The organism is Mycolicibacter sinensis (assembly GCF_001667375.1).
GTDB classification, from domain to species: Bacteria; Actinomycetota; Actinomycetes; order Mycobacteriales; family Mycobacteriaceae; genus Mycobacterium; species Mycobacterium sinense_A.
In genome coordinates, this window is record NZ_LZIN01000075.1 from 196,175 (window position 1) to 214,976 (window position 18,802).

At 64.5% G+C, this 18,802-nt stretch carries 14 protein-coding genes and 1 pseudogene; 4 read left to right on the forward strand and 11 right to left on the reverse strand.

Annotated features, from left to right (window positions below):
* Window positions 1-5: 5 nt before the first annotated feature.
* Together A5771_RS15815 and A5771_RS24670 are read right to left on the reverse strand one after the other, a co-directional pair.
* Complete coding sequence (locus tag A5771_RS15815) at window positions 6-737, reverse strand: nitroreductase family protein (protein WP_342707873.1); 732 nt, start codon at window positions 735-737, stop codon at window positions 6-8.
* A 673-nt stretch (window positions 738-1,410) separates the two neighbouring features.
* Window positions 1,411-1,872: an SRPBCC family protein gene (locus tag A5771_RS24670; RefSeq protein ID WP_082947257.1), complete on the reverse strand. Its 462-nt coding sequence runs from the start codon at window positions 1,870-1,872 to the stop codon at window positions 1,411-1,413.
* A gap of 137 nt (window positions 1,873-2,009) precedes the next feature.
* Here A5771_RS24670 and A5771_RS15825 point away from each other — a divergent pair, with 137 nt between their 5' ends.
* The 4 genes from A5771_RS15825 to A5771_RS15840 all read left to right on the forward strand — a co-directional run bounded on the left by A5771_RS15825 (window position 2,010) and on the right by A5771_RS15840 (window position 8,478).
* Window positions 2,010-3,566 (forward strand): class I adenylate-forming enzyme family protein, encoded by a 1,557-nt coding sequence (locus A5771_RS15825; RefSeq protein ID WP_064856120.1) that lies wholly within the window; start codon window positions 2,010-2,012, stop codon window positions 3,564-3,566.
* A 14-nt stretch (window positions 3,567-3,580) separates the two neighbouring features.
* The gene (locus A5771_RS15830; protein ID WP_165606131.1) at window positions 3,581-5,674 is read left to right on the forward strand and encodes a hydantoinase/oxoprolinase family protein; all 2,094 of its coding nucleotides are present in this window, start codon (window positions 3,581-3,583) and stop codon (window positions 5,672-5,674) included.
* 104 nt (window positions 5,675-5,778) lie between these two features.
* Window positions 5,779-7,959: a hydantoinase B/oxoprolinase family protein gene (locus A5771_RS15835; protein ID WP_064856122.1), complete on the forward strand. Its 2,181-nt coding sequence runs from the start codon at window positions 5,779-5,781 to the stop codon at window positions 7,957-7,959.
* Between the two features lie 177 nt (window positions 7,960-8,136).
* The gene (locus tag A5771_RS15840) at window positions 8,137-8,478 is read left to right on the forward strand and encodes an EthD domain-containing protein (protein ID WP_064856123.1); all 342 of its coding nucleotides are present in this window, start codon (window positions 8,137-8,139) and stop codon (window positions 8,476-8,478) included.
* A gap of 19 nt (window positions 8,479-8,497) precedes the next feature.
* Here the strand turns inward: A5771_RS15840 and A5771_RS24095 are convergent.
* The 9 genes and pseudogenes from A5771_RS24095 to A5771_RS15885 form a co-directional block, all read right to left on the reverse strand.
* Window positions 8,498-8,656, reverse strand: a pseudogene (locus A5771_RS24095) (IS1380 family transposase); the annotation flags it as partial.
* A 379-nt stretch (window positions 8,657-9,035) separates the two neighbouring features.
* The gene (locus A5771_RS15850) at window positions 9,036-9,827 is read right to left on the reverse strand and encodes a maleylpyruvate isomerase family mycothiol-dependent enzyme (protein ID WP_165606129.1); all 792 of its coding nucleotides are present in this window, start codon (window positions 9,825-9,827) and stop codon (window positions 9,036-9,038) included.
* Between the two features lie 347 nt (window positions 9,828-10,174).
* Complete coding sequence (locus A5771_RS15855) at window positions 10,175-11,008, reverse strand: SDR family NAD(P)-dependent oxidoreductase (RefSeq protein WP_064856125.1); 834 nt, start codon at window positions 11,006-11,008, stop codon at window positions 10,175-10,177.
* A gap of 3 nt (window positions 11,009-11,011) precedes the next feature.
* Complete coding sequence (locus A5771_RS15860; protein ID WP_234783071.1) at window positions 11,012-12,169, reverse strand: acyl-CoA dehydrogenase family protein; 1,158 nt, start codon at window positions 12,167-12,169, stop codon at window positions 11,012-11,014.
* A 31-nt stretch (window positions 12,170-12,200) separates the two neighbouring features.
* Complete coding sequence (locus A5771_RS15865) at window positions 12,201-12,977, reverse strand: SDR family oxidoreductase (RefSeq protein ID WP_064856126.1); 777 nt, start codon at window positions 12,975-12,977, stop codon at window positions 12,201-12,203.
* Window positions 12,974-13,843 (reverse strand): enoyl-CoA hydratase/isomerase family protein, encoded by an 870-nt coding sequence (locus A5771_RS15870; RefSeq protein WP_013830690.1) that lies wholly within the window; start codon window positions 13,841-13,843, stop codon window positions 12,974-12,976. The genes A5771_RS15865 and A5771_RS15870 overlap by 4 nt, the downstream gene beginning before the upstream one ends.
* A 33-nt stretch (window positions 13,844-13,876) precedes the next feature.
* Complete coding sequence (locus tag A5771_RS15875; protein WP_013830689.1) at window positions 13,877-15,031, reverse strand: acyl-CoA dehydrogenase family protein; 1,155 nt, start codon at window positions 15,029-15,031, stop codon at window positions 13,877-13,879.
* Window positions 15,031-16,821: an acyclic terpene utilization AtuA family protein gene (locus A5771_RS15880; RefSeq protein ID WP_064856127.1), complete on the reverse strand. Its 1,791-nt coding sequence runs from the start codon at window positions 16,819-16,821 to the stop codon at window positions 15,031-15,033. Before A5771_RS15880 ends, A5771_RS15875 begins: the two co-directional genes overlap by 1 nt.
* Window positions 16,818-18,791: an acetyl/propionyl/methylcrotonyl-CoA carboxylase subunit alpha gene (locus A5771_RS15885; protein WP_013830687.1), complete on the reverse strand. Its 1,974-nt coding sequence runs from the start codon at window positions 18,789-18,791 to the stop codon at window positions 16,818-16,820. The genes A5771_RS15880 and A5771_RS15885 overlap by 4 nt, the downstream gene beginning before the upstream one ends.
* Between the last annotated feature and the right edge of the window lie 11 nt (window positions 18,792-18,802).

Below are 18,802 nucleotides of genomic sequence, written 5' to 3' on the forward strand. Positions count from 1 at the left end.
CCAAGCTAACTCCGCCACGGTTGATTTCCCCAGTGGTCGAAGTGGGCCACCTCACCCACCGGTCGCCGGTTGTTCGGTCCATATTTGCCGCGTGGCCAGCCGAGCGGGATCACCCCCACCGGTGTGACGCTGCGGGGCAGGCCGAGGACACGGCGCAACTTGCCGAGACGCCACAGGGGCAGCGAGATGAAGCCTGCGCCCAGGCCTACCGCACGTGCCGCCAGCAACAAATTCTGCATCGCCGGATATACCGACGCGTACGGCGCGGAGTTGAACATGATCGGCCGAGGCGGGATTCGACCCGTCCAACACGCCACGATGACCACAGGTATTTCGTGGAAATGGTCGCGCTGCCACTCGATAGCCTTCCAGGTGCGGGCCCACGCCGCGTCGGTGCGCAGCCGCCGACGGTAGTACAGCGACATGATTGGAAAGCCGCTGCGGTTCAGTCGCGCCAACTCCGCTCGCACCGAGGCATCTTTGACGACGACGAAGGCAGCCTTCTGCTCGTTGCCCCCATTGGGGGCTTTCGTCGCGAGTTCGAGGACACGATGAAGCACGGCATCATCCACCGGGTCCGGGTGCAGGCGCCGGATCACCCGCTGCGTCTCGATTACGCTCTGCAGCGGCATCGCCAGTCCGCTCAGCGCCGCCTCGACCGTGGGGTGGACGCCGGCGGATGCCGCATCTTCTGTCGTCACGATCGCCCTTTCATCGATTTGACGCGGACTATTCACGGCTGTCCTGGCCGACCGGCTGACGGAGTCGCCGAGACGGTCGGTGCGTCAGTAGCGCCCCGCCGCCCGTATGACATGCACTGCACCGCGCCCTAACTCGTACAATGATATAACCTGGGTATCAAAAATATAACTTGCTTGGTGAAGGTTGTTAGCGGATTGATCTGCGCCGGTGTTTCAACCGGCGGGGTGGCCCGCTGATCGCCACGGCGCCACGTCGTATGCACGGACCGGCAAGGCCGAGTCGCCGGAAGCGGCCCGTGACGACATGTCTCGGAGGAGCAGTATGAAACCAAACCGACACAGACTTTGGGAGACCCCCGACGCGCGTGTGGTGTCTGGGGAAAAGCAATCGCGGCGAGCACAGTTGGCCGGATTGGGACTTGCTGGTGCGGGTTTGGCGCACTTCGTCGCCCCGCAGCTGTTCGAGCGGATGATTGAGTCGGTATTCGGGGGCGACTCCCGAAAGCACATCTATATCAACGGCTACATTGAAACCACGCTGGGCGCAGGAGTCGCAATCGGCCGTACGCGAACGATCGCGATCGCCGGAGCGATCGGTTACGTGGCCTACCTAGCGGGTAACTTCCTACGCAACCGATAACCATGCGCAGGGCTGCGCCTGACCGTGCGCGCCTATTCGGCGTCTGGAGCGGTAACCCCGTCATTCGACTTATGTGGATCTGCGTTCGGCCGCTGCGCTGAGCCGCGACAGCGTCTCAGTCATACCGTAGGCCAGTTTGCGGGGGCGCCGAAGTAGCCGGTCGATGAGGAGCACGGCGGTCGGTGTACCGACGGTTTGGAATCGTTCAGTGAGCAGTGTTCCGATCCCCTCACGGCTCAGCTCGTAGCTCCACCGCGTAAGCGCGCCGCTCGAATGACGCGCCCCGTATGCGAAATGAGATGGCTTATCGGCCTTTTCAATCTGACATATCGTGGTCCATACCATCGGACCCCACCGATTCGATCCGCGGAACCGCGCGCCGACAACCGCCTGACTCGCGCCGTCGAGCCATTGGCCGCCGGTACACTCCGGGCTCCACTCGCCCATCCGGGTGACGTCGGTGAGCAACTCCCAGATGACCTCGGGGGGTGCTGTGCTTCGTCGGCTGACACTGCCGAAAAGCGGCTTCATGACGCGGCCTCTGGGGCCGTTCCAACGAACCTCTCCATGGGTTTGCCCTTTCCGCAAGTACGAGACAATGCTATAACCTAGTTGTCTTAATTGGTAGAGGTTGATCTGGGTCCCCAGTGGACAGGAGGGACGGGCCGATGGTCTCCGCGGAGTTGGTCGTTGCCGACCTAGTGGGCAAACAAGCACGCCGCGTCCCTGATCGCATCGCCATCCGCGACTCCGTCAGGGCGGTCACCTACCGGGAGATGGACCGCCGAGTAGACGGGTTAGCGGCCGGGTTCAGGCATGCCGGCGTCGTCTCCGGAGATCGGATCACGCTGCTGGCGAACAACTCCGCGCAGTATCTTCAGGTCCTGCTTGCATGCTCGAGAATTGGTGCCACCCTGGTGCCGATCAACGTGCGCCTGATCGCCGCCGAGATCAGATTTCAAGTCGAGGATGCTGATTCGCGATTCGCGGTGGTCGATCCGGCCTTGGCTGCCCTGGCGACCGATGCCGGTTTGTTCGAACGCACCGTCTGGCAGACCGGCGCCGGGCTGACTGAGCTTGCTGATCACCACGTGCGCGAGACGGCTGTGCCTCGAGCCGATGCCTGCTCGATACTGACCCAGCTCTACACCTCGGGAACCACCGGCAGGCCCAAGGGTTGTCTGCTGTCTCAATCTGCTTGGCTGGCGGCTGTTTCGAACCAGATAATGGGTTTTGGCTTTCGCGACCACGACGTAGTCACCATCGCCACCCCGTTGTTCCATGTTTCGGGACTTGGTCAAGCTCTGACAGCCTTCGCCGTGGGCGGCACAATCGTCCTGCCGGCATCGCCGGCCGCCGAAGACATCTGGGCGAGCTGCCGTGAGCACGGGGTGACGGTGGCTGCATTTCCCACCGGCTTGGCCACCGCTCTGGGGCACCCCGGAGCCGCCGAATCCGGTGCCAGGCTGCGCATGGTCCTCGGTGGTGCGGGTATGGAGAAAGCCGACACACTGCAGCGCTTGTCCACGATGCTTCCGTCGGTCGAATTCGGTGGTATCTACGGCAGTACTGAAGCGGGCGGCTACTCGACTCGCAGCACGCATGACGACGAGATCAGCCGCCCCGGCACCGTTGGACGTCCGTTGCCGCTGGTCGATGCGGTCCTGCTGGATGGCGACGGTGCGCAGGTCGAGGTCGGTGCAGTGGGGGAGTTGGCCTTGCGGGGCACCAGCACGATGGACGGCTACTGGAATCTGCCGGCGGAGACGGCAGCGGCAACACGCGACGGATGGCTTCGCACAGGCGATCTCATGCGCTACGACGAGGAGGGCTACCTCTATTTTGTCGGCCGCTCCAAGGAGATGGTCAAGCCAGGTGGCGAGAATGTCTACACCATCGAGGTGGAGCAGGCGTTGTTGAATCATCCCCGGGTCAGCGAAGTGGCCGTCTTCGGAGTCCCCGACGAGCGGTGGGGCGAGGCTGTCAAGGCAGTTGTGGTGATGGAACACCCAGTTGAGGCTGAGGAACTCGATGCATGGTGTCTCGAACGACTCGCCCCTTATAAGCGACCGCGGTGGTATGAGTTTCGAGGAGATCCGCTACCCCGGACGGCGATGGGCAAGGTTCCCAAAGCCGAGCTTCGAGCCAGCCATGATCCGACGATGTCGATCCGACTGAGCGAGCGAGACCGCTCTGAGTCACCGCGACCTGAGACGAGGGACTGATGCACGCAGATTCAGTGAAGATCGGCGTCGATATCGGTGGAACATTCACCGACGGCATCGCCTTGACCGGGGACGGACGGTTCGCACAGGCGAAAACCCTCTCCACCCATGACACCAACCCCGCCGAGGGCGTGATGGAAGCCGTGACATTGCTGGCTGCGAACCTTGGGCGTGACGTCGAGACCCTGTTACGGGCAACGGACAGGTTCAGCCATGGCACCACCATCGGCACCAATCTCGTCGTCGAGCGCAAGGGCACCCGCGTCGGCCTGATCACTACGCATGGTCACTGCGACAACCTTCGAATCATGCGTGGCGCCGGCAGGGTCGCGGGGTTACCGATCGACCGTGTTTTCGACGTGCAAGCGACCAAGAAGCCCGAGTCGCTCGTCGCACCCACCGCCGTGCTGGAGGTCGATGAACGCGTCGACCGCCACGGTGAGGTATTGGTCGAGCTGGACCTGCGACGTGCTCGCGCTCAGCTGGCTGAATTTCTTGAAACGCAGCCGATCGATGCCTTAGCGATCAGCTTGTTGTGGTCGTTCAAGAATCCCGTGCACGAGCAGCAGCTGGCAGCGCTAGCCCGCTCGATCCGACCGGAATTGTTCCTCAGCCTGTCATCAGAGGTTTCGCCGCGGCTCGGCGAATTCGAGCGGACTGTCGCAGCGGTACTCAATGGTTACATCGGCCCGGTGAGCCGCACGTATATGACCAAGATGGCGAACCAGCTGCGCAGCCGTGGCCTGTGCAACGAGCTCCTCATCATGCAGTCGCATGGCGGCGTGGTTCCGGTGACCACGGCGGCCGATGTGCCGCTCGCAACACTTGATTCTGGTCCGACCGGGGGTTTGGCCGCCGCGGCCAGTCTGGCGGCAACTCTCGACCAGCCCAATGTGGTAGCGACCGACATGGGCGGCACCAGCTTCGACGTCGGATTGGTTGTGCGCGGTGAACCGGTGCTCGCGGAAGCGCGCGTGATCGACCAGTACACGTATCGCTCGCCGGCTCTCGATGTGCGCTCGATCGCCTGTGGTGGCGGTTCTCTGGCGTGGATCGATCCCTACACCGGATCGTTGCGGGTCGGCCCATCTTCAGCCGGCAGTAGCCCTGGTCCGGTCTGCTACGGCAGGGGCGGTACGCAGCCGACGGTGACCGACGCCGATCTGGTGCTCGGGCTACTGGATCCGAGCGGCTTCCTGGGCGGCACCATGTCATTGGACATCGATGCAGCGCGCGCAGCGTTAGCTGAGTTGGGTTCCCGGATGGGTCTTTCGGCCGAGGAGACCGCCGCCGGCATTCTGCGCATCAACAACCACAACGCCGCGACGTTGATCCGGCAGCGCACCGTCGAGCAGGGACTGGATCCGCGCGAGTTCATGATCTATGCGTTCGGGGGCGCCGGCCCAGTGCATGCTTGGGGGTTCGCAGCCGACCTTCAGGCCGCCGGCGTTCTGGTCCCATTGGGCAATGGCGCCTCAGCGCTGTCCGCGTACGGGATTGCATCGACGGATGTGTTCCGCTATTTCGACACCGAATGCCTGCTGCCCGCGCCGTTCGATCACGAAGAGTTCGATCGCCTGCTGTACCAACTGGAAGCGACGGCATCCAAAGCGCTGGTAGAGGCCGGCTTCGACTCCGAGCAGGTATTGCTTGACCGCTTCGCCCTGCTGCGTTACGCCGGGCAATATGCGTACAGCATCCGGCTGCCACTGCCCGAGGGTGACGCCAAGAACTGGACGGCGGAGCTGCCGTCTCGCTTCACCGACGCCTACTCTCAGCACTATGGCTCCGGTGCAGCCTCGATGTTCCACGGAACCGAGACCTTCGCCCTCCGCGTTCGCGCACGGGTAGCTTCCGGGGCACGTCCTCAGCCGAAATCGGGCGGGTCGACCCGCAGCCACCGCAGTACAAAGGAAGTGTTCTGGCCCGACCAGATGGCTTGGGTGACGACCTTCCTCTGGGATGGCAGTGATTTGGCTGCGGACAGCCACGTCGACGGTCCCGCGATCGTGCAACTGCCGCACACCTCGGTTTCGGTGCCGTCCGGGCAGCGGTTGACCCGTGACACGTTGGGCAATCTACTACTACGGCCTTTGGAGGCGAAGTGAGCTCGGATGCTCAAGCGATTCAGTCGGCGTCACAAGCCCCGTACTGGGACGGGGTGGTCCGCCCCTATATTCCAGGAGCTCGCCTAAACATTGCCTCAGATCTCTTGCTGCACCAGGAGGTGGCCGAAGATCTTGATCCGGTCACATATGAAGTCATCCGGTATTCACTGCTTCAGCTGAACTTCGAACACGCATCGCTGCTGTGCCGGTTAGCGATCTCGCCGGCGGTGATGATCACCCGAGACATGCAAACCACGTTGCTCACCGAAGACGGTGATGTGCCTTTCATGGGTCCCGGCCTGCAGTATTTCGCCACGGCGAGCTCGCTGATCGCCAAGTGGACACTGGAGCACCGCGCAGCCAATCCCGGGATCCGCGACGGCGACATGTTCATCTGCAACGACCCATACGTAGGCTCGCCGCACCAGCCCGACACGTGTATCGCCGCGCCGGTGTTCGTTGATGGCCGGCTGTTCGGGTGGGTGACGAATACCATGCACCACCTCGATCTCGGCGGTATCAAGTTGGGGAGCACCGACGAGTCTGCCGCCGACATCTACCATGAGGGCATCTGCCTGCCCCCGACCATGGTCATGTCTGACAGGCGGATTCGCGACGATGTCGTCGACCTTTTCGCCCGATCCAGCCGCTTGTCCCCCATGGTGGGTATGGATCTGCGTGCCAGCATCGCCGCCTGCGGCCGAGCCCGCGACCAACTCAGTGCCCTGATCGACAAGTACGGTGCCGGAGCAGTCAAAGCGGTGATGCGAGGCACGATGGCCGCGGCCCGAGAGTGTTTCGAGGAGCGGCTGGCTCAGATTCCTGACGGTCGTTGGGTGCATCGGGTCTACGCCGAGACCTGTCGGCCAGGCGACGATGGCATCTTTCGTATTCAGGTCGGCATCACCAAAGAGGGCGGGCGGCTGCGGATTGACAATCGCGACACCGATCCGCAGGCCGGGTCGCTGAACTGTGGATTCGGAGCTTTCTCGGGTGCGGTGCTCGCCGCGATCACGGCGAACCTCGTCTCCGATCTGTCGGGTTGTTACGGGGGTGTGTACTCCAATGTCGACTTCGAACTTCAACCCGGACTGCTCAATTGCGCCGAGTTTCCCGCGGCCGTGGGCCCGGTCGGTTCACGCAACGCGATGTTGAACATCAACGCCGCGGCGGTTGCGGTCGCAAAGATGATGTCTTGCGGCACAACGGAAATTCGCAAGCGGGCCCTCGGACCCAACACAACCAACTTCTACGGGGCGATCTGCTCGGGCGTCACGCGGGCCAACGGCCCATTCACGATGTTCGATGCCGACGGCATGATCGGAGCGCTCGGCGCGCGTGACCAGGAGGACGGTGTCGACGCCGGCGGGCACTTTTGGATACCTGAAGGCATCGGGGCCAACGTCGAACATAACGAGCAAGGAAGTCCGGTCGTGGCGCTGTACCGGCGTCTGGTATCCGGTGGCGCCGCCGGCGCCGGCCGGTTCCGCGGGGGGCGCGGTGTGGAGGTGGCCTACATGATGCACGGAGCCGATGCCGCCGTCCTCTCGCTCTACAAGAATGAATCGATTCCGAAAGCACAAGGCATGTGGGGCGCAAACCCGGGATCCTTCGGAGGGATGCGCGTCAAGACCGGCGCGCGCGTCGACGCTGTTCTCGCAGCAGGACGGATCCCGCAGGATTTTTCGGAGCTCGATGGTGTGGAGACCCCGCTGCCCTTCAGCGGGGGCAGCCACCCGCCGATGACCGAAGGCGACGTGTGGACGATGACCAATCCGGTCGCTCCGGGGTATGGCGATCCGCTGCTACGCGCCCCGGACCGGGTCGCCGACGACCTTGCACAGGGGGCTTGCTTGTTGGAGACCGCGGAGTCGACGTACGGCGTGGTCTTTGACTCCGCAGGGATGCCCGACGCCGCGGCGACGGCGAAGAAGCGTGCGAGCATCCGGGAGACCCGTCTCGGGTATGCGCCCCGACGCGATTTCCCGGTCGATGACGTCGCCGACATCGGCCGGGTGGGTGATGCGCTACGCCACACAGCGGGTGCGTGGTCGTGCCGGTGCGGCGCCGATCTTGGACGCGCGGACTCCTACAAGGAACTCCTTGTCCGACGGGACACTCCGGGCGACAAGCTAGGCGCTGACTATGTGTCGCCGTACCCGCAGATGGCCGCTCGAATGAGCCTGCGCGAATTTTTTTGTCCGGAGTGTGGCGTGCGGGTCGAGGCGGAGCTGGCCCGTGCCGACGACAGCGACTTGTGCGATATCGAGCTCGCCACCGGGTGACCATCCATGCAGCCCATTTCGTGTCGTTGCCAGGCCGTGGCGTTCGAGCTGGAAGGAGCTCCCTTGAATGTCGAGCTGCCGCAGTGCGTGGCGTTGGCGGTCATGCGAGGAAACACCCTGCACCTGCCGCCAGGCGGCGGAATCCCCCAACACTGAGATCAGAAAGCAGGCCGTCCAATGACCGCTAAGCTCATCCTATTTGTCCGCAGGCGTGCTGATCTTACGCCCGAGCAGTTCAAAGACCGCTACGAATCCGGGCACGTGCCGCTCGCGCATAGTGTTTCGCCGCTGCTGCGTAAATACGTACGCAATTATCTGAGCCAGTTTCCTGGCGGCCCGGAACCAGAGTATGACGCCGTGACAGAATTCTGGTTCGACAACATGGCGGACCTCGAGGCGACGGTGGCGTGGTCAGCGAGCGACGAGGGGCAGGTACTCGCTCGGGACGAGGCCGAGTTCATCGACCGCGACGCGATGCGTCTGTTCATCGTCGAGGAGGAATGTTCCTCGGTGGGCTAGCCTCGATCCACTGATGATTCGTCTGCCCATAGTCCGAATCGCCACGCATCATAATCTGACCGGTGACCCCGCCCTCATGGGCGCCGGCAACGGCCTGGGCGATGATGCGGGCGGAGTTGGCTCGCCCGGCCCGCGACCGGGCTCCGGCGATTACCGGTGCACCGGTCCGGATGCTGATCTTCGGCTTGGCGGTATGAACCTTTGACAACCTTGGCCGCCAGCAGTCCAGGCGGGCCGCTGCTGCCGGCCAGTGTCAGCACCAGCACCACCACCAGCCCAGCGCGCGACACGAGATCGTGGTCTTCGAACACCGCCGATCCTGCGGCAAAGCTATGGGAATTTGCACTGGAAGTGCCTTTCCGAACTCGGATAGTTGCTGCGTAAGAAACACAAACCATCCCAGGTCAGAGGGCACTTCCCTGATAGCAACACCCCCAATCCCCGATTTGTCAGTGGATCGATGCTAAGAGCGCGAGTCCGTGCAACAGCCTGCCTTAAGGCCGGCCGGCCGCAGCCAAGGGACCAACGCCGTGGCCACGGGCTGAGGCGGGGCTCTGTCAGAGATATGCCTTGAGGTTTCGCAGGGCCACCTCGGCAAGAGGTCCCTGCGCTCGGAGGGCGGATTCCTCCAGCCGCATCCGCCTGACACCGACCCGCGCGAACTCGGATGCGGTCCCATCGATCCGATTGGGTGCACCCCACCGCCCGAAACGCCAGATGGCTCCCTCGGGTGAGGAGACCTCGACCACAAGATCGTCGATCGCGGCCGGCTTCGCAACGCCGGATCGCAACAAGGCATATGGTATCGCTCGATAGGTGATGTGACAGACGTGGCGAAGCCTGTTCGTATCGACGGGCTGCACACCCAGCGCCGCGAAGCAGTCGAGCCCGTGTGCCCAGGTCTCCATGAGTCGTGCTGTGCACAAGCTGACAGCCGACATCAGGTTCGGCCCCCACGGCACCCGCGTAGTGGGATCGATTCGTCGGAAGGCTACCGCCGCCCCATCGCGAGCCTGCCGCCATGCCGACAGGACTTCGGCGCCCGGCCGGTCGCCAGCTGGAGTATCGATGAATCCGGTGTCACCGGAGTTCACTGCAGCGAGGATCTCGGCGAAGCGCGCCTCGCCTCCACCCGTCAGTGACGTTGTCGCAACGTCATCGAACATTGCCAAGTGAGCGATCTGGTCGCGAACACTCCAGCCCTCAGCCGGCGTGGGAGTCACCCACCGCGCTTCGTCGAGGCTGTGGACAAGGTCGTCGAGAATCGCTTGTTCGGCGGTCAGGTCGTCGAGTATCGATACACCCATCGAGGCAACATCCTTGGGTTGCAGGAATTCCACCGTAATCATACTAACCAGGTTAGTAAATAAGGAGTAACGCTGATTGCGGTGTTGCATGCGCTGCGACGTGGCCCCAGTCGTCGCGCAACCTGGGGCTCGATTGGACCCCGCAGCCCAGCGGAATGCCGCGCACCGACTATGTCCATGGAGGTTCTTCATCGCCAATCATGTTGGTTTGATGCAGAGTTCACGCATCTTAGGGCCGCCCCAGCCGGTCGGAGGGCGCGAACTCGAGGGGCGGGAGAGTCATCGTGCGCCAAGCACGTCCGGCGGTCTCCCACCCGGTCCCGGGCCACAGTGGGAGGGGCATTAGAAGAGATACAAGCCAGATTGGGTGACCGGCGCCGGCCACCCCGTCAGAGGTACTCGGACCCACCGTCGACATTGAGCAGTACACCGTTGACGTAACTCGCGCGATCGGACACCAGGAAGGCGATCGCGTCGGCGATATCGTCCGGCACCCCGAGTCGGGTTCCCCAGGTGGCCTGATGCCAGCGTGCGTTGGCGTCGGCGAAGTAGTCGTCTTCACTGCCACCCGTTTCAGCCATCCACCGGCGGCGCTTCTCGACGATCTGCTCGTTGACGATCATGCCCGGCAACACTGCATTCGCCCGGATGCCCTGCGGACCATATTCCCGGGCAAGATTTTTGGTGAAATGCGCTAGGGCGGCCTTCTGTGCCGAATAGTGCGCGATCCGCGGGACGAAGTGGCGCATCGACATGGCCGAGGTGGTCACGATGGCTCCGCCGCCCGAGCCCAGCATCAGCGGCACTCCGGCCCGGCAGGCGCGCACCGAGGTCATCAGCACCGACTGATACGACCGGTCCCACCAGTCGTCGGGCTCGGTGACCGATTCTCCGAGTTCGCACAGCCCGACGGTGTTGACCAGGATATCGAGCCGGCCGTGCTTGGCAGCCACCGCCGCGATCAGTTGCTCCGCCTGACCGGCCTCGGTCAGATCGGCGGCGATGGCCGCCGCCGATGCCGCACCGGCGCTGCGGGCATCGGCCGCCACGGCCTCCAGAGCGGGCTTGGCGGCATAGCGGTAGTGCTCATCGCCCTCGGTATGTCCGCGCGAGCACACGATCAGATGCACACCTTCGGCGGCCAGTCGCAGGGCCGTGGCCCGTCCCATGCCCTGGGTTGCACCGAGAACCAGAGCTACCTTGCCGCGCAGTCCGAGATCCATGGCTTAGCCCCTTGGCAGGCCCAGCCAGCGCTGGGCGATGATGTTTCGTTGGATCTCGCTGGTACCGCCGATGATCGACAGCACGGTGGCCGCTCGCAGAAAGTGCTCAGCGTCCTCGGCCAACCGGTCGCCGCTGTCAACGGTATAGGCATCCGGCCCCAGCTCATCGACCAGCCACTGCGCCACCCGCTGCGCCACGGCCGGCCCGTGCAGCTTGCTCATCGAAGCTTCACCGCTGGCAGATTCACCGCGATCGCCCAAGGCCACCACCTGCTGGCCCAGTAGCCGCTCGGCCTGCAGTTCCATGATGAACTCGCCGATTTGACGATACTTCGCCTCGTCCAGTTCGATGCATCGCTCACCGATGCGGTGCAGATAACGCGCCAGCAACAACCGAGCCTCGCGCCCGCCGAAGCTCATCGAGCGTTCCATGTCCAGTGCCCGCGACATCATTGACCAGGCTTCGCCCTCGGTGCCGATGAGGTTGCCGGCCGGCACCGTCACGTCGTCGAAGAAGCAGGCGTTGACCCGCCAGCCGCCCATCACCCGCACCGGCTGGATGGTCACCCCGGGAGCGTGCGCATCGATCATCAGCAGCGACAGCCCCTTGTGCCGGGAGCCATTCGGATCGGTGCGTACCAGGGTGAAGATCCAGTCGGCCAGGTGCGCGCCGGAAGTCCACATCTTCTGCCCGCTGACCACGAAATCACCGTCCTCGTTCCGGGCGGCCTTGGTGCGCAGCGCCAGCATGTCGCTGCCGGCTTCGGGTTCGCTGTAACCGCCGGCATAACTCCACGACGCATCCAGGATGTGCGGTAGATGTTCGGCGGCAAGTTCATCGGGCCCGAAAGTAGCCAACATCCAGCCGACGGCCTCGGCCTGTTCCAGGCCGTAGGTGGGCAATCCGGCCGAATCCATTTCCTCGTGAGCCACGAAACGTTCGGTCTGGGTGGCGGGCCGGCCGTGGGGCTGCGGCCAGCCCAGCCCGATGACGTCCTGGCGGACCAGCCATGGGTGGAACACGGTCGGCGCCTGGCGGTCGCTTTCCAGGGCGGTCATCTCGGCATGCATCGCCGCCATATCGTCGGCGCTGAATTCATCAATGTGCGAGCGCAATGAGTCGCGTCGCCGTGATTCGGCTTGGTCAAGACGGAAGCGCATGAGGATGAGTACCTTTCCTGGCTGCCGGCGTTCAGGCCAGCAGGCTGTAACCGCCGTCGACCGGGATGGTCAGGCCGGTGACGAACTGGAAGTCACTGGACAACAGCGACACGATGACCGAGGCCAATTCGTCGGGGTGGCCCAACCGTCGTAGCGGTGTCTTCTGCGCCACCGCCGCCTGCATATCGGCCACACCGGCGATGATGTCCTCGCCGCCGTGACCGGGGTTGTCAACCAGCGACGGTGAGATACCGTTGACACGAACACCTTTGGGTCCCAGCTCGGCGCCGAAGTAGCGCACCAGATTCTCCATTGCCGCCTTGGCGGGACCGATGGCCCCGTAGTACCGGGCGTAGTGGTTGGCGCCCAGGCTGCTGACCGCGACGACCGAGCCGCCGACCTTCTCCAATTCGGGCAGCGCGGTGCGGATGGCCTCCCACAAACCCCACACCTGGACGTCGAAGACGCGGTCGTATTCCTCGCGGGTGACTTTCAGGGTGCGTCCGGCGATGATCGGTACCGCGGTGGTGACCAGCCCGCCCAGGCCGCCGAGAGCCTCGATTGCGGCGCTGACGAAGCCGGCGGCGTCGGTGCCCAGGTCGCCGCGCACCAGTACCGGCTCGGGACCGCCGGTGGCGCGGGCGTGGGCCTGTGTTTCCTTGGCGGCAGCGTCGTTCTCGAGGTATCCGATGGCGCAGCGGATGCCGGCCGCGGTCAGCTGCACTACGGTGGATCGTCCGATGCCGCGGCTACCGCCGATGACGAAGACCTTGTCCGGCAGAGTGCGGGTGTACGACTGCTGGCTCATTGTGCTGTGCTCCCGGATCCGAAGTGCTCGTCGCGCTTCTTGAATGCTTCGCTGGTACCGCTCTTCTTACGTTCCTTGACGAAGTTGAACTCGTCGGGCTCGAACCGCAGGTTGGTGCCGTAGCTGTGGAACAGGTAGGCGGTGGTCTCCTCCAGGGCCAGCGCCGAGCTTGCCTCCACCAGACGGTAAGCCTCCTTGGCGATGGTGATGCCGTCGGCCGGCATCTTGGCGACCTGGGCGGCCAGCGCCTCGGTCTCGGCGGCCACATCGGATTCGTCGACAAATCGCGTGAACAGCTTCATCGACTCGAATTCCTCGGCGGGGGCCATCCGGCCGGTCAGCATGAGGTCGCGCATGACGACGGGTCCGAGCCGATGCAGGAACAGCGCGACGTTGCCGAGCACCGGGCCCAGGAAGCGTGCCGCGGGCATACCGATCCTGGCCTGGCGAGATGCGACGACCAGGTCGGCCGACAGCGCCAGCTCGAAACCCAATCCCAGGGCGTACGACTCGAGCTGCACGATGGTCACCTTCGGAAAACCAATGAACTCGTGGAACATCCGCTGGCCCTTGCGGTCGACCGTCAGTCGGCGCCGCTGGCTCGGCCGACGGTCATCTCCCGGGGTGCTGTACCAGCCATAGGCGCGGTTGAGGTCGACACCGGTGGTGAACACCCCACCCTCGCCGCGGAGGATCACGACCTTGATGGCGTCGTCGTCGCCGACGTCATCGAGCAGGCGACCCATCAGCTCGCAGTCTTCGGGCGCCATAGCGTTCTTCTTCTCCGGGTTGGAGATGGTGATCCGCGCGACGTGGCTTTCATGATCCTTCTCTAGCCATACGCGTTCGGTCTCGGTCGTAGTCATCGTTGGCCTACTTTCTTGTCGAAATTCTCGTCTTCAGGTGAAGAACTGCTTGCTGGTGACATCGCGGGCCAGTACGCGCAGCATGACCTCGTCGGCGCCGCCGCCGATCGACAGCAGTCGCGAATCACGGAAGAACCGAGATGTCCAGGTCTCTGCCATGTATCCCATGCCGCCGTGGTACTGCAGGCAGGTGTCGGCCACACGGCGAATGAGCTTTCCAGCCAATAATTTTGCACTGCTGGTCCGGCGGGTGACATCCGCACCGGCGACGATGAGCTCGGCGCATGAGTATGCGTATTGCTTGAGTGCGTCAACCTCGCAGGCCAGCTCCGCGAGGTTGTATTGCAGATATTGGTTGTCGATCAGCTTGCCGCCGAACGCCGGGCGGTCCTGCAGGTAGTCCACGGTCTGCTCGATCGCGGTCTGCATCTGCCCGACCGCTTGGTAGACAGCGCTGATGCGTTCGGTCTGGAATTGTTCCATCTGCTGCTGGAAGCCGCGCCCGATCTCACCGATCGTGTTGCGTACCGGCACCCGGACCTTGTCGAAGGTGAGTTCGGCGGTGTCCGAGCACCAGTTACCGAGTTTCTTCAGGGAGCGGCTGACGGTGAGGCCGGGGGTGTCGTTTGGGACGATGATCTGACTCATCCCGCGGTAGCCGCCCTCATCGGACGTGCGCGCCAGCAGACACAGCCAGTCGCCCTGCACACCGTTGGTGATGTAGGTCTTGGCGCCGGTGATCACCCAATCATCACCGTCACGAGCGGCCTTGGTGCGAATGCCCGCGACATCGGAGCCGGCGTCGGGTTCGGTCACCGCGATCGAAGCGATTAGTTCGCCGGCGATCGCTGGGGCCAGGAACTCACGCTTAAGTTCGTCGCTGCCGTGCGCGTGCAACGACGGCGTGGCCATGTTCGCCTGCACGTTGTAGGCCATCGGGATGCCGTTGCCGGAGAGCCGGCCGAATTCCTCGCAGGCGATCACCGAGAACCAGTGATCGGCGCCCTCCCCGCCGTAGGCCGGGTCGTATTCCAGGCCCAGCAACCCCAGTTTGGCGAACTCGGGGAAGAGTTCGTGGGCCGGGAATTGGCCGTGCAGCTCCCATTCCTCGTAGTGCGGTTCGACGGTCTTGGCCAGCATCTCGCGAACGCTGGCGCGAAAGAGATCGTGTTCGTCGGTGAATTGCATCAGTTCTCCATATGGGTCAGGTCGGGTAGGAGCGCGGCAGGCACCGATGTGCGGGCCGCGCGGAAGCGTTCGCCGAGGCTCTTGGCCTGCGGATCCTCCCGTAGGGAGGCGGCCACCCCGTTGCCCAGCAAGCCCACCACCACGATGTTGACGGCGAGCAGGTTCGGCAGCGGGAACACCCGGATCTGGTGGCGCCCGAACTCCTTGAACATCTGGGGCAGCCGGACCGGATCGGTCAAGTGGTCGAGCAGCGGCAGGAGACGTTTCTCGCGCACCCACAGTCCGAGGTTGGCGTTACCGCCTTTGTCGCCCGAGCGCGCTCCCAGGTAGTCCCCGATGGTGATCTCTACGAGCTCGGTGTCGGCGATGTCCGTGGCGCAGGGGGTGCGTGGCGTATCGGCGATCAGCGGTGCGACGGTGACCGGTTTGGCCACCGTGAGGGTCTTACCGTCGAGCTGGGCACGCGGATCCAACCGGGCCACGTCGATCAGTGTGGGCCAGCCCACCATGAACTCACTGGCAGCGCCCGGCGGCGTGGTCAGATACAGACCCGGATAACTGCCCAGTGCGGTGGCCACCACCGCCGAGGAGAATTCACGGCCGACTGCGTCCGCGTCCGGATCGGCAACCGAGATGCGCAGATAGCTCTGATCATCGGGGGCCTCTGAGTCCAGGCTTGCCCCGACGACCTCGACCAATGATTCGGCGAAACGCTCTCGGCCACCCGGGATCTGTGCCCAGACGGCACGCTCGCCGAGCTCGGCCTTGGCTCGCCTGCCGGTGCCGGTGATCGCCAGGGTCATGGCGTTGCGATAGCCGCCGGGAAAGGTCAACAGCGCTTTTGCATGCGAGGGGGCGGGCTCGCCTCGCACGGTCGAGATCTGGACGCGGTCCCGGCCGAGCTGGTGAAGTCGCACACTGTCGAAACGCGCTACCACATCAGGCACCGGATAACGCGGTCCGGCGATCTCGTAAAGCAACTGCGCCGACACTGAATCCACCGACACGGTTCCGCCGGTGTTCGCCGCCTTGGTGATGACACTGCTGCCGTTATGCGCGATCTCGGCGATCGGGAAGCCCGGCTCGGTCAGGTCGGCAACCTCGGTGAAGAACGCCAGGTTTCCGCCGGTCACCTGGGTGCCGCATTCGATCGCGTGACCGGCGACGGTCGCCCCCGCCAGGGCGTCGACATCATCGGGAGACCATCCGTGCCACCAGGCCGCCGCTCCGGTGACCACCGCGGCGTCGGCGACCCGACCGGTGATCACCACGTCGGCGCCCGCGGCCAGTCCGGCGGTGATCGCATGCCCCCCCAGATAGGCGTTGGCCGCCACCACATCACCGGTATCGCCCCTCCAGGGATCACGCGTATCCAGGTGACGTAGAAGCTCACCGGCGGAACGTAATTCGTCGATCCGATCGGTCAGGTCGTCGCCGTCGACCACGGCCACCGAGATCGGCATACCCAGTCGCCCGGCGACGGCCCGCACCTGGTCGGCGCAGCCCTGCGGGTCGATACCGCCGGCATTGGACACCACCTTGATGCCGCGCTGCAGGCAGGTTCCCAGTACTTGATTCATCTGGGCGATGAAGGTCCCGGCGTAACCAGCGCGGCCCCGGCCGCGGTTCTTGGCCAGGATCGACATCGTAAGCTCGGCGAGCCAGTCGCCAGTCAGCACATCAATCGGCTCGCCGCTGTTGAGCAACTGTGCGGCCGCGGCGAGGCGGTCGCCGAAGAAGCCGGAACAGTTGGCGATCCGGACCGGGCGGTCGGCTTTGGCGGAACTCACGTCCGCTCCTCGAGCTCGACCAGGATCCGGCCGGCGGTGACCGATTGCCCCGTCTCGACCAGCACACCGGTGACCACCGAATCCGCGGAGGCGCGGATCACGTGTTCCATCTTCATCGCCTCCACGACGACTAATCGGTCACCCGCCGAAACTTCCTGTCCGGCAGTCACATGTACCGACAACACGGTGCCGGGCATGGGTGAAGTGGGGCCGCCGGCGATGGCGTCGATATTCGATTCGGTGAACCGGGGAGCCACAGTGAACGAGCTCTGCCCGTCGGTTCCGTTGACCCAGACCCGGGTCTGCGCATCACAGTCGACATCGCCATCGGTGCGCACCGACTGATTGCGGGCAATGCCGTCGACCTCGACACGATGGCGCGCACCATCACCGGACAGCGCCCGCACGGTGTGCTGGACGCCGTCGATGCGGAACAGTCCGAACGCTTCGCCGCCGCGCGCGGGCGGGCGGTAGTCCACCTGGTAGCTGGCGCCGTGATCGTCGGTGACGGTCAATTGCACCGGTGGGCGGGCGGTATTCGACCAGGCCGCGGGCAGCGCGAACCGGTCGGATTCGCCGGCGATCGAGGCGATCACGGCTGTGGCCAACGCGTGCGGTGGAAGCGGTGGGGCTACCACCAGATCGGGTCGCTGTTCAAGCCAATTGACCGTCACCTGGCCGCTGCGGTAGTCGGGGTCGGCCAGGATCGAGCGCAGGGCGACAACATTGGTGGCCGGTCCGTGTAACTGCAGTCCGGTCAGCGCGGCATGCAATGTGTTGATGGCATCGATGCGGGTACCGCCGGTGGCGATGACCTTGGTGATCATCGAGTCGTAATGCGGGCTGATGGTGCTGCCCGAGGCGACGCCGTCCTCATAGCGCACCCCGTCGTCGGCCGGATGCCAGTACCGGTGAATAGGGCCGGTGCTGGGGAGCCAGCCGGCGTGCGGATTCTCGGCGCATACCCGCGCCTGGATGGCATGGCCGGTGAAGGTGACATCGCACTGGGTGATCGGCAACGGTGCGCCGGAGGCGACATCGATTTGCAGTGCGACCAGATCGAGCCCGGTGACCTGCTCGGTCACTGTGTGCTCGACCTGTAGTCGGGTGTTCATCTCGAGGAAGAAGTACTCGTCGCCCTGGACGAGGAACTCGCATGTGCCAGCGCCGACATAACCGATCTCGGCGGCAAGCCGCACGGCAGCTTCGGCCATCGCCGCGCGCAGCCCGGCCTCGACCAGCGACGCGGGGCATTCTTCCAGGAGCTTCTGGTGGCGGCGCTGCACCGAACACTCACGGTCACCGAGATGGACGACGTTGCCGTGTGTGTCGCCGAAGACCTGGATCTCGATGTGGCGAGGGCCGGCCAGGAACCGTTCCAAGAAGACCGTCTCGTCGCCGAACGATGTCCGGGCCTCGCGCTGCGCCGAGGTAACCGCGGCGGCGAGTTCATCGGCGGATTCGACCAGTCGGATACCGCGGCCGCCGCCTCCGGCGCTCGCCTTGACCAGCAGCGGATAACCGACCTGCCTGCCCAGTTCTGCCAGGTCGACGGTGGCGTCGGTGATCACCGCATCAGGCAGCACCGGGACGGAAGCCTTCCGCGCCAACTGCTTAGCCTGCACCTTGGAGCCCATGGCCGCAACACATTCCGCTGACGGGCCGACGAAGGTCAGGCCCGCGGTGGTGACGGCATTGGCGAACTCGGCGCTCTCGGCCAGGAACCCGTATCCGGGGTGGATCGCGTCGCAGTTGGTCCGGCGTGCGGCGTCGAGTACCGCCACGATGTTCAGGTAGGTGTCGGTCGCCGATACACCGGGCAGTGACACGGCCTCATCGACATCGTCGAGGTAGGGCAGTGTCGCGTCGGGGTCGGAGTACAGCCCCACGGTCTGAATACCGCGGGTACGTGCGGCACGGGCCACCCGGCTGGCAACCTCGGCGCGGTTGGCGATCAACAGTCGATGCACGAAAATCCCTT

Excerpts from the sequence above, each read along its gene's own strand:
- A5771_RS15870 (WP_013830690.1), bottom strand. The coding sequence starts at position 13,843 with ATGACTACGACCGAGACCGAACGCGTATGGCTAGAGAAGGATCATGAA.
- A5771_RS15840 (WP_064856123.1), top strand. The coding sequence starts at position 8,137 with ATGACCGCTAAGCTCATCCTATTTGTCCGCAGGCGTGCTGATCTTACG.
- A5771_RS24670 (WP_082947257.1), bottom strand. The coding sequence starts at position 1,872 with ATGAAGCCGCTTTTCGGCAGTGTCAGCCGACGAAGCACAGCACCCCCC.
- A5771_RS15860 (WP_234783071.1), bottom strand. The coding sequence starts at position 12,169 with ATGCGCTTCCGTCTTGACCAAGCCGAATCACGGCGACGCGACTCATTG.
- A5771_RS15855 (WP_064856125.1), bottom strand. The coding sequence starts at position 11,008 with ATGGATCTCGGACTGCGCGGCAAGGTAGCTCTGGTTCTCGGTGCAACC.
- A5771_RS15850 (WP_165606129.1), bottom strand. The coding sequence starts at position 9,827 with ATGATTACGGTGGAATTCCTGCAACCCAAGGATGTTGCCTCGATGGGT.
- A5771_RS15875 (WP_013830689.1), bottom strand. The coding sequence starts at position 15,031 with ATGCAATTCACCGACGAACACGATCTCTTTCGCGCCAGCGTTCGCGAG.
- A5771_RS15825 (WP_064856120.1), top strand. The coding sequence starts at position 2,010 with ATGGTCTCCGCGGAGTTGGTCGTTGCCGACCTAGTGGGCAAACAAGCA.
- A5771_RS15865 (WP_064856126.1), bottom strand. The coding sequence starts at position 12,977 with ATGAGCCAGCAGTCGTACACCCGCACTCTGCCGGACAAGGTCTTCGTC.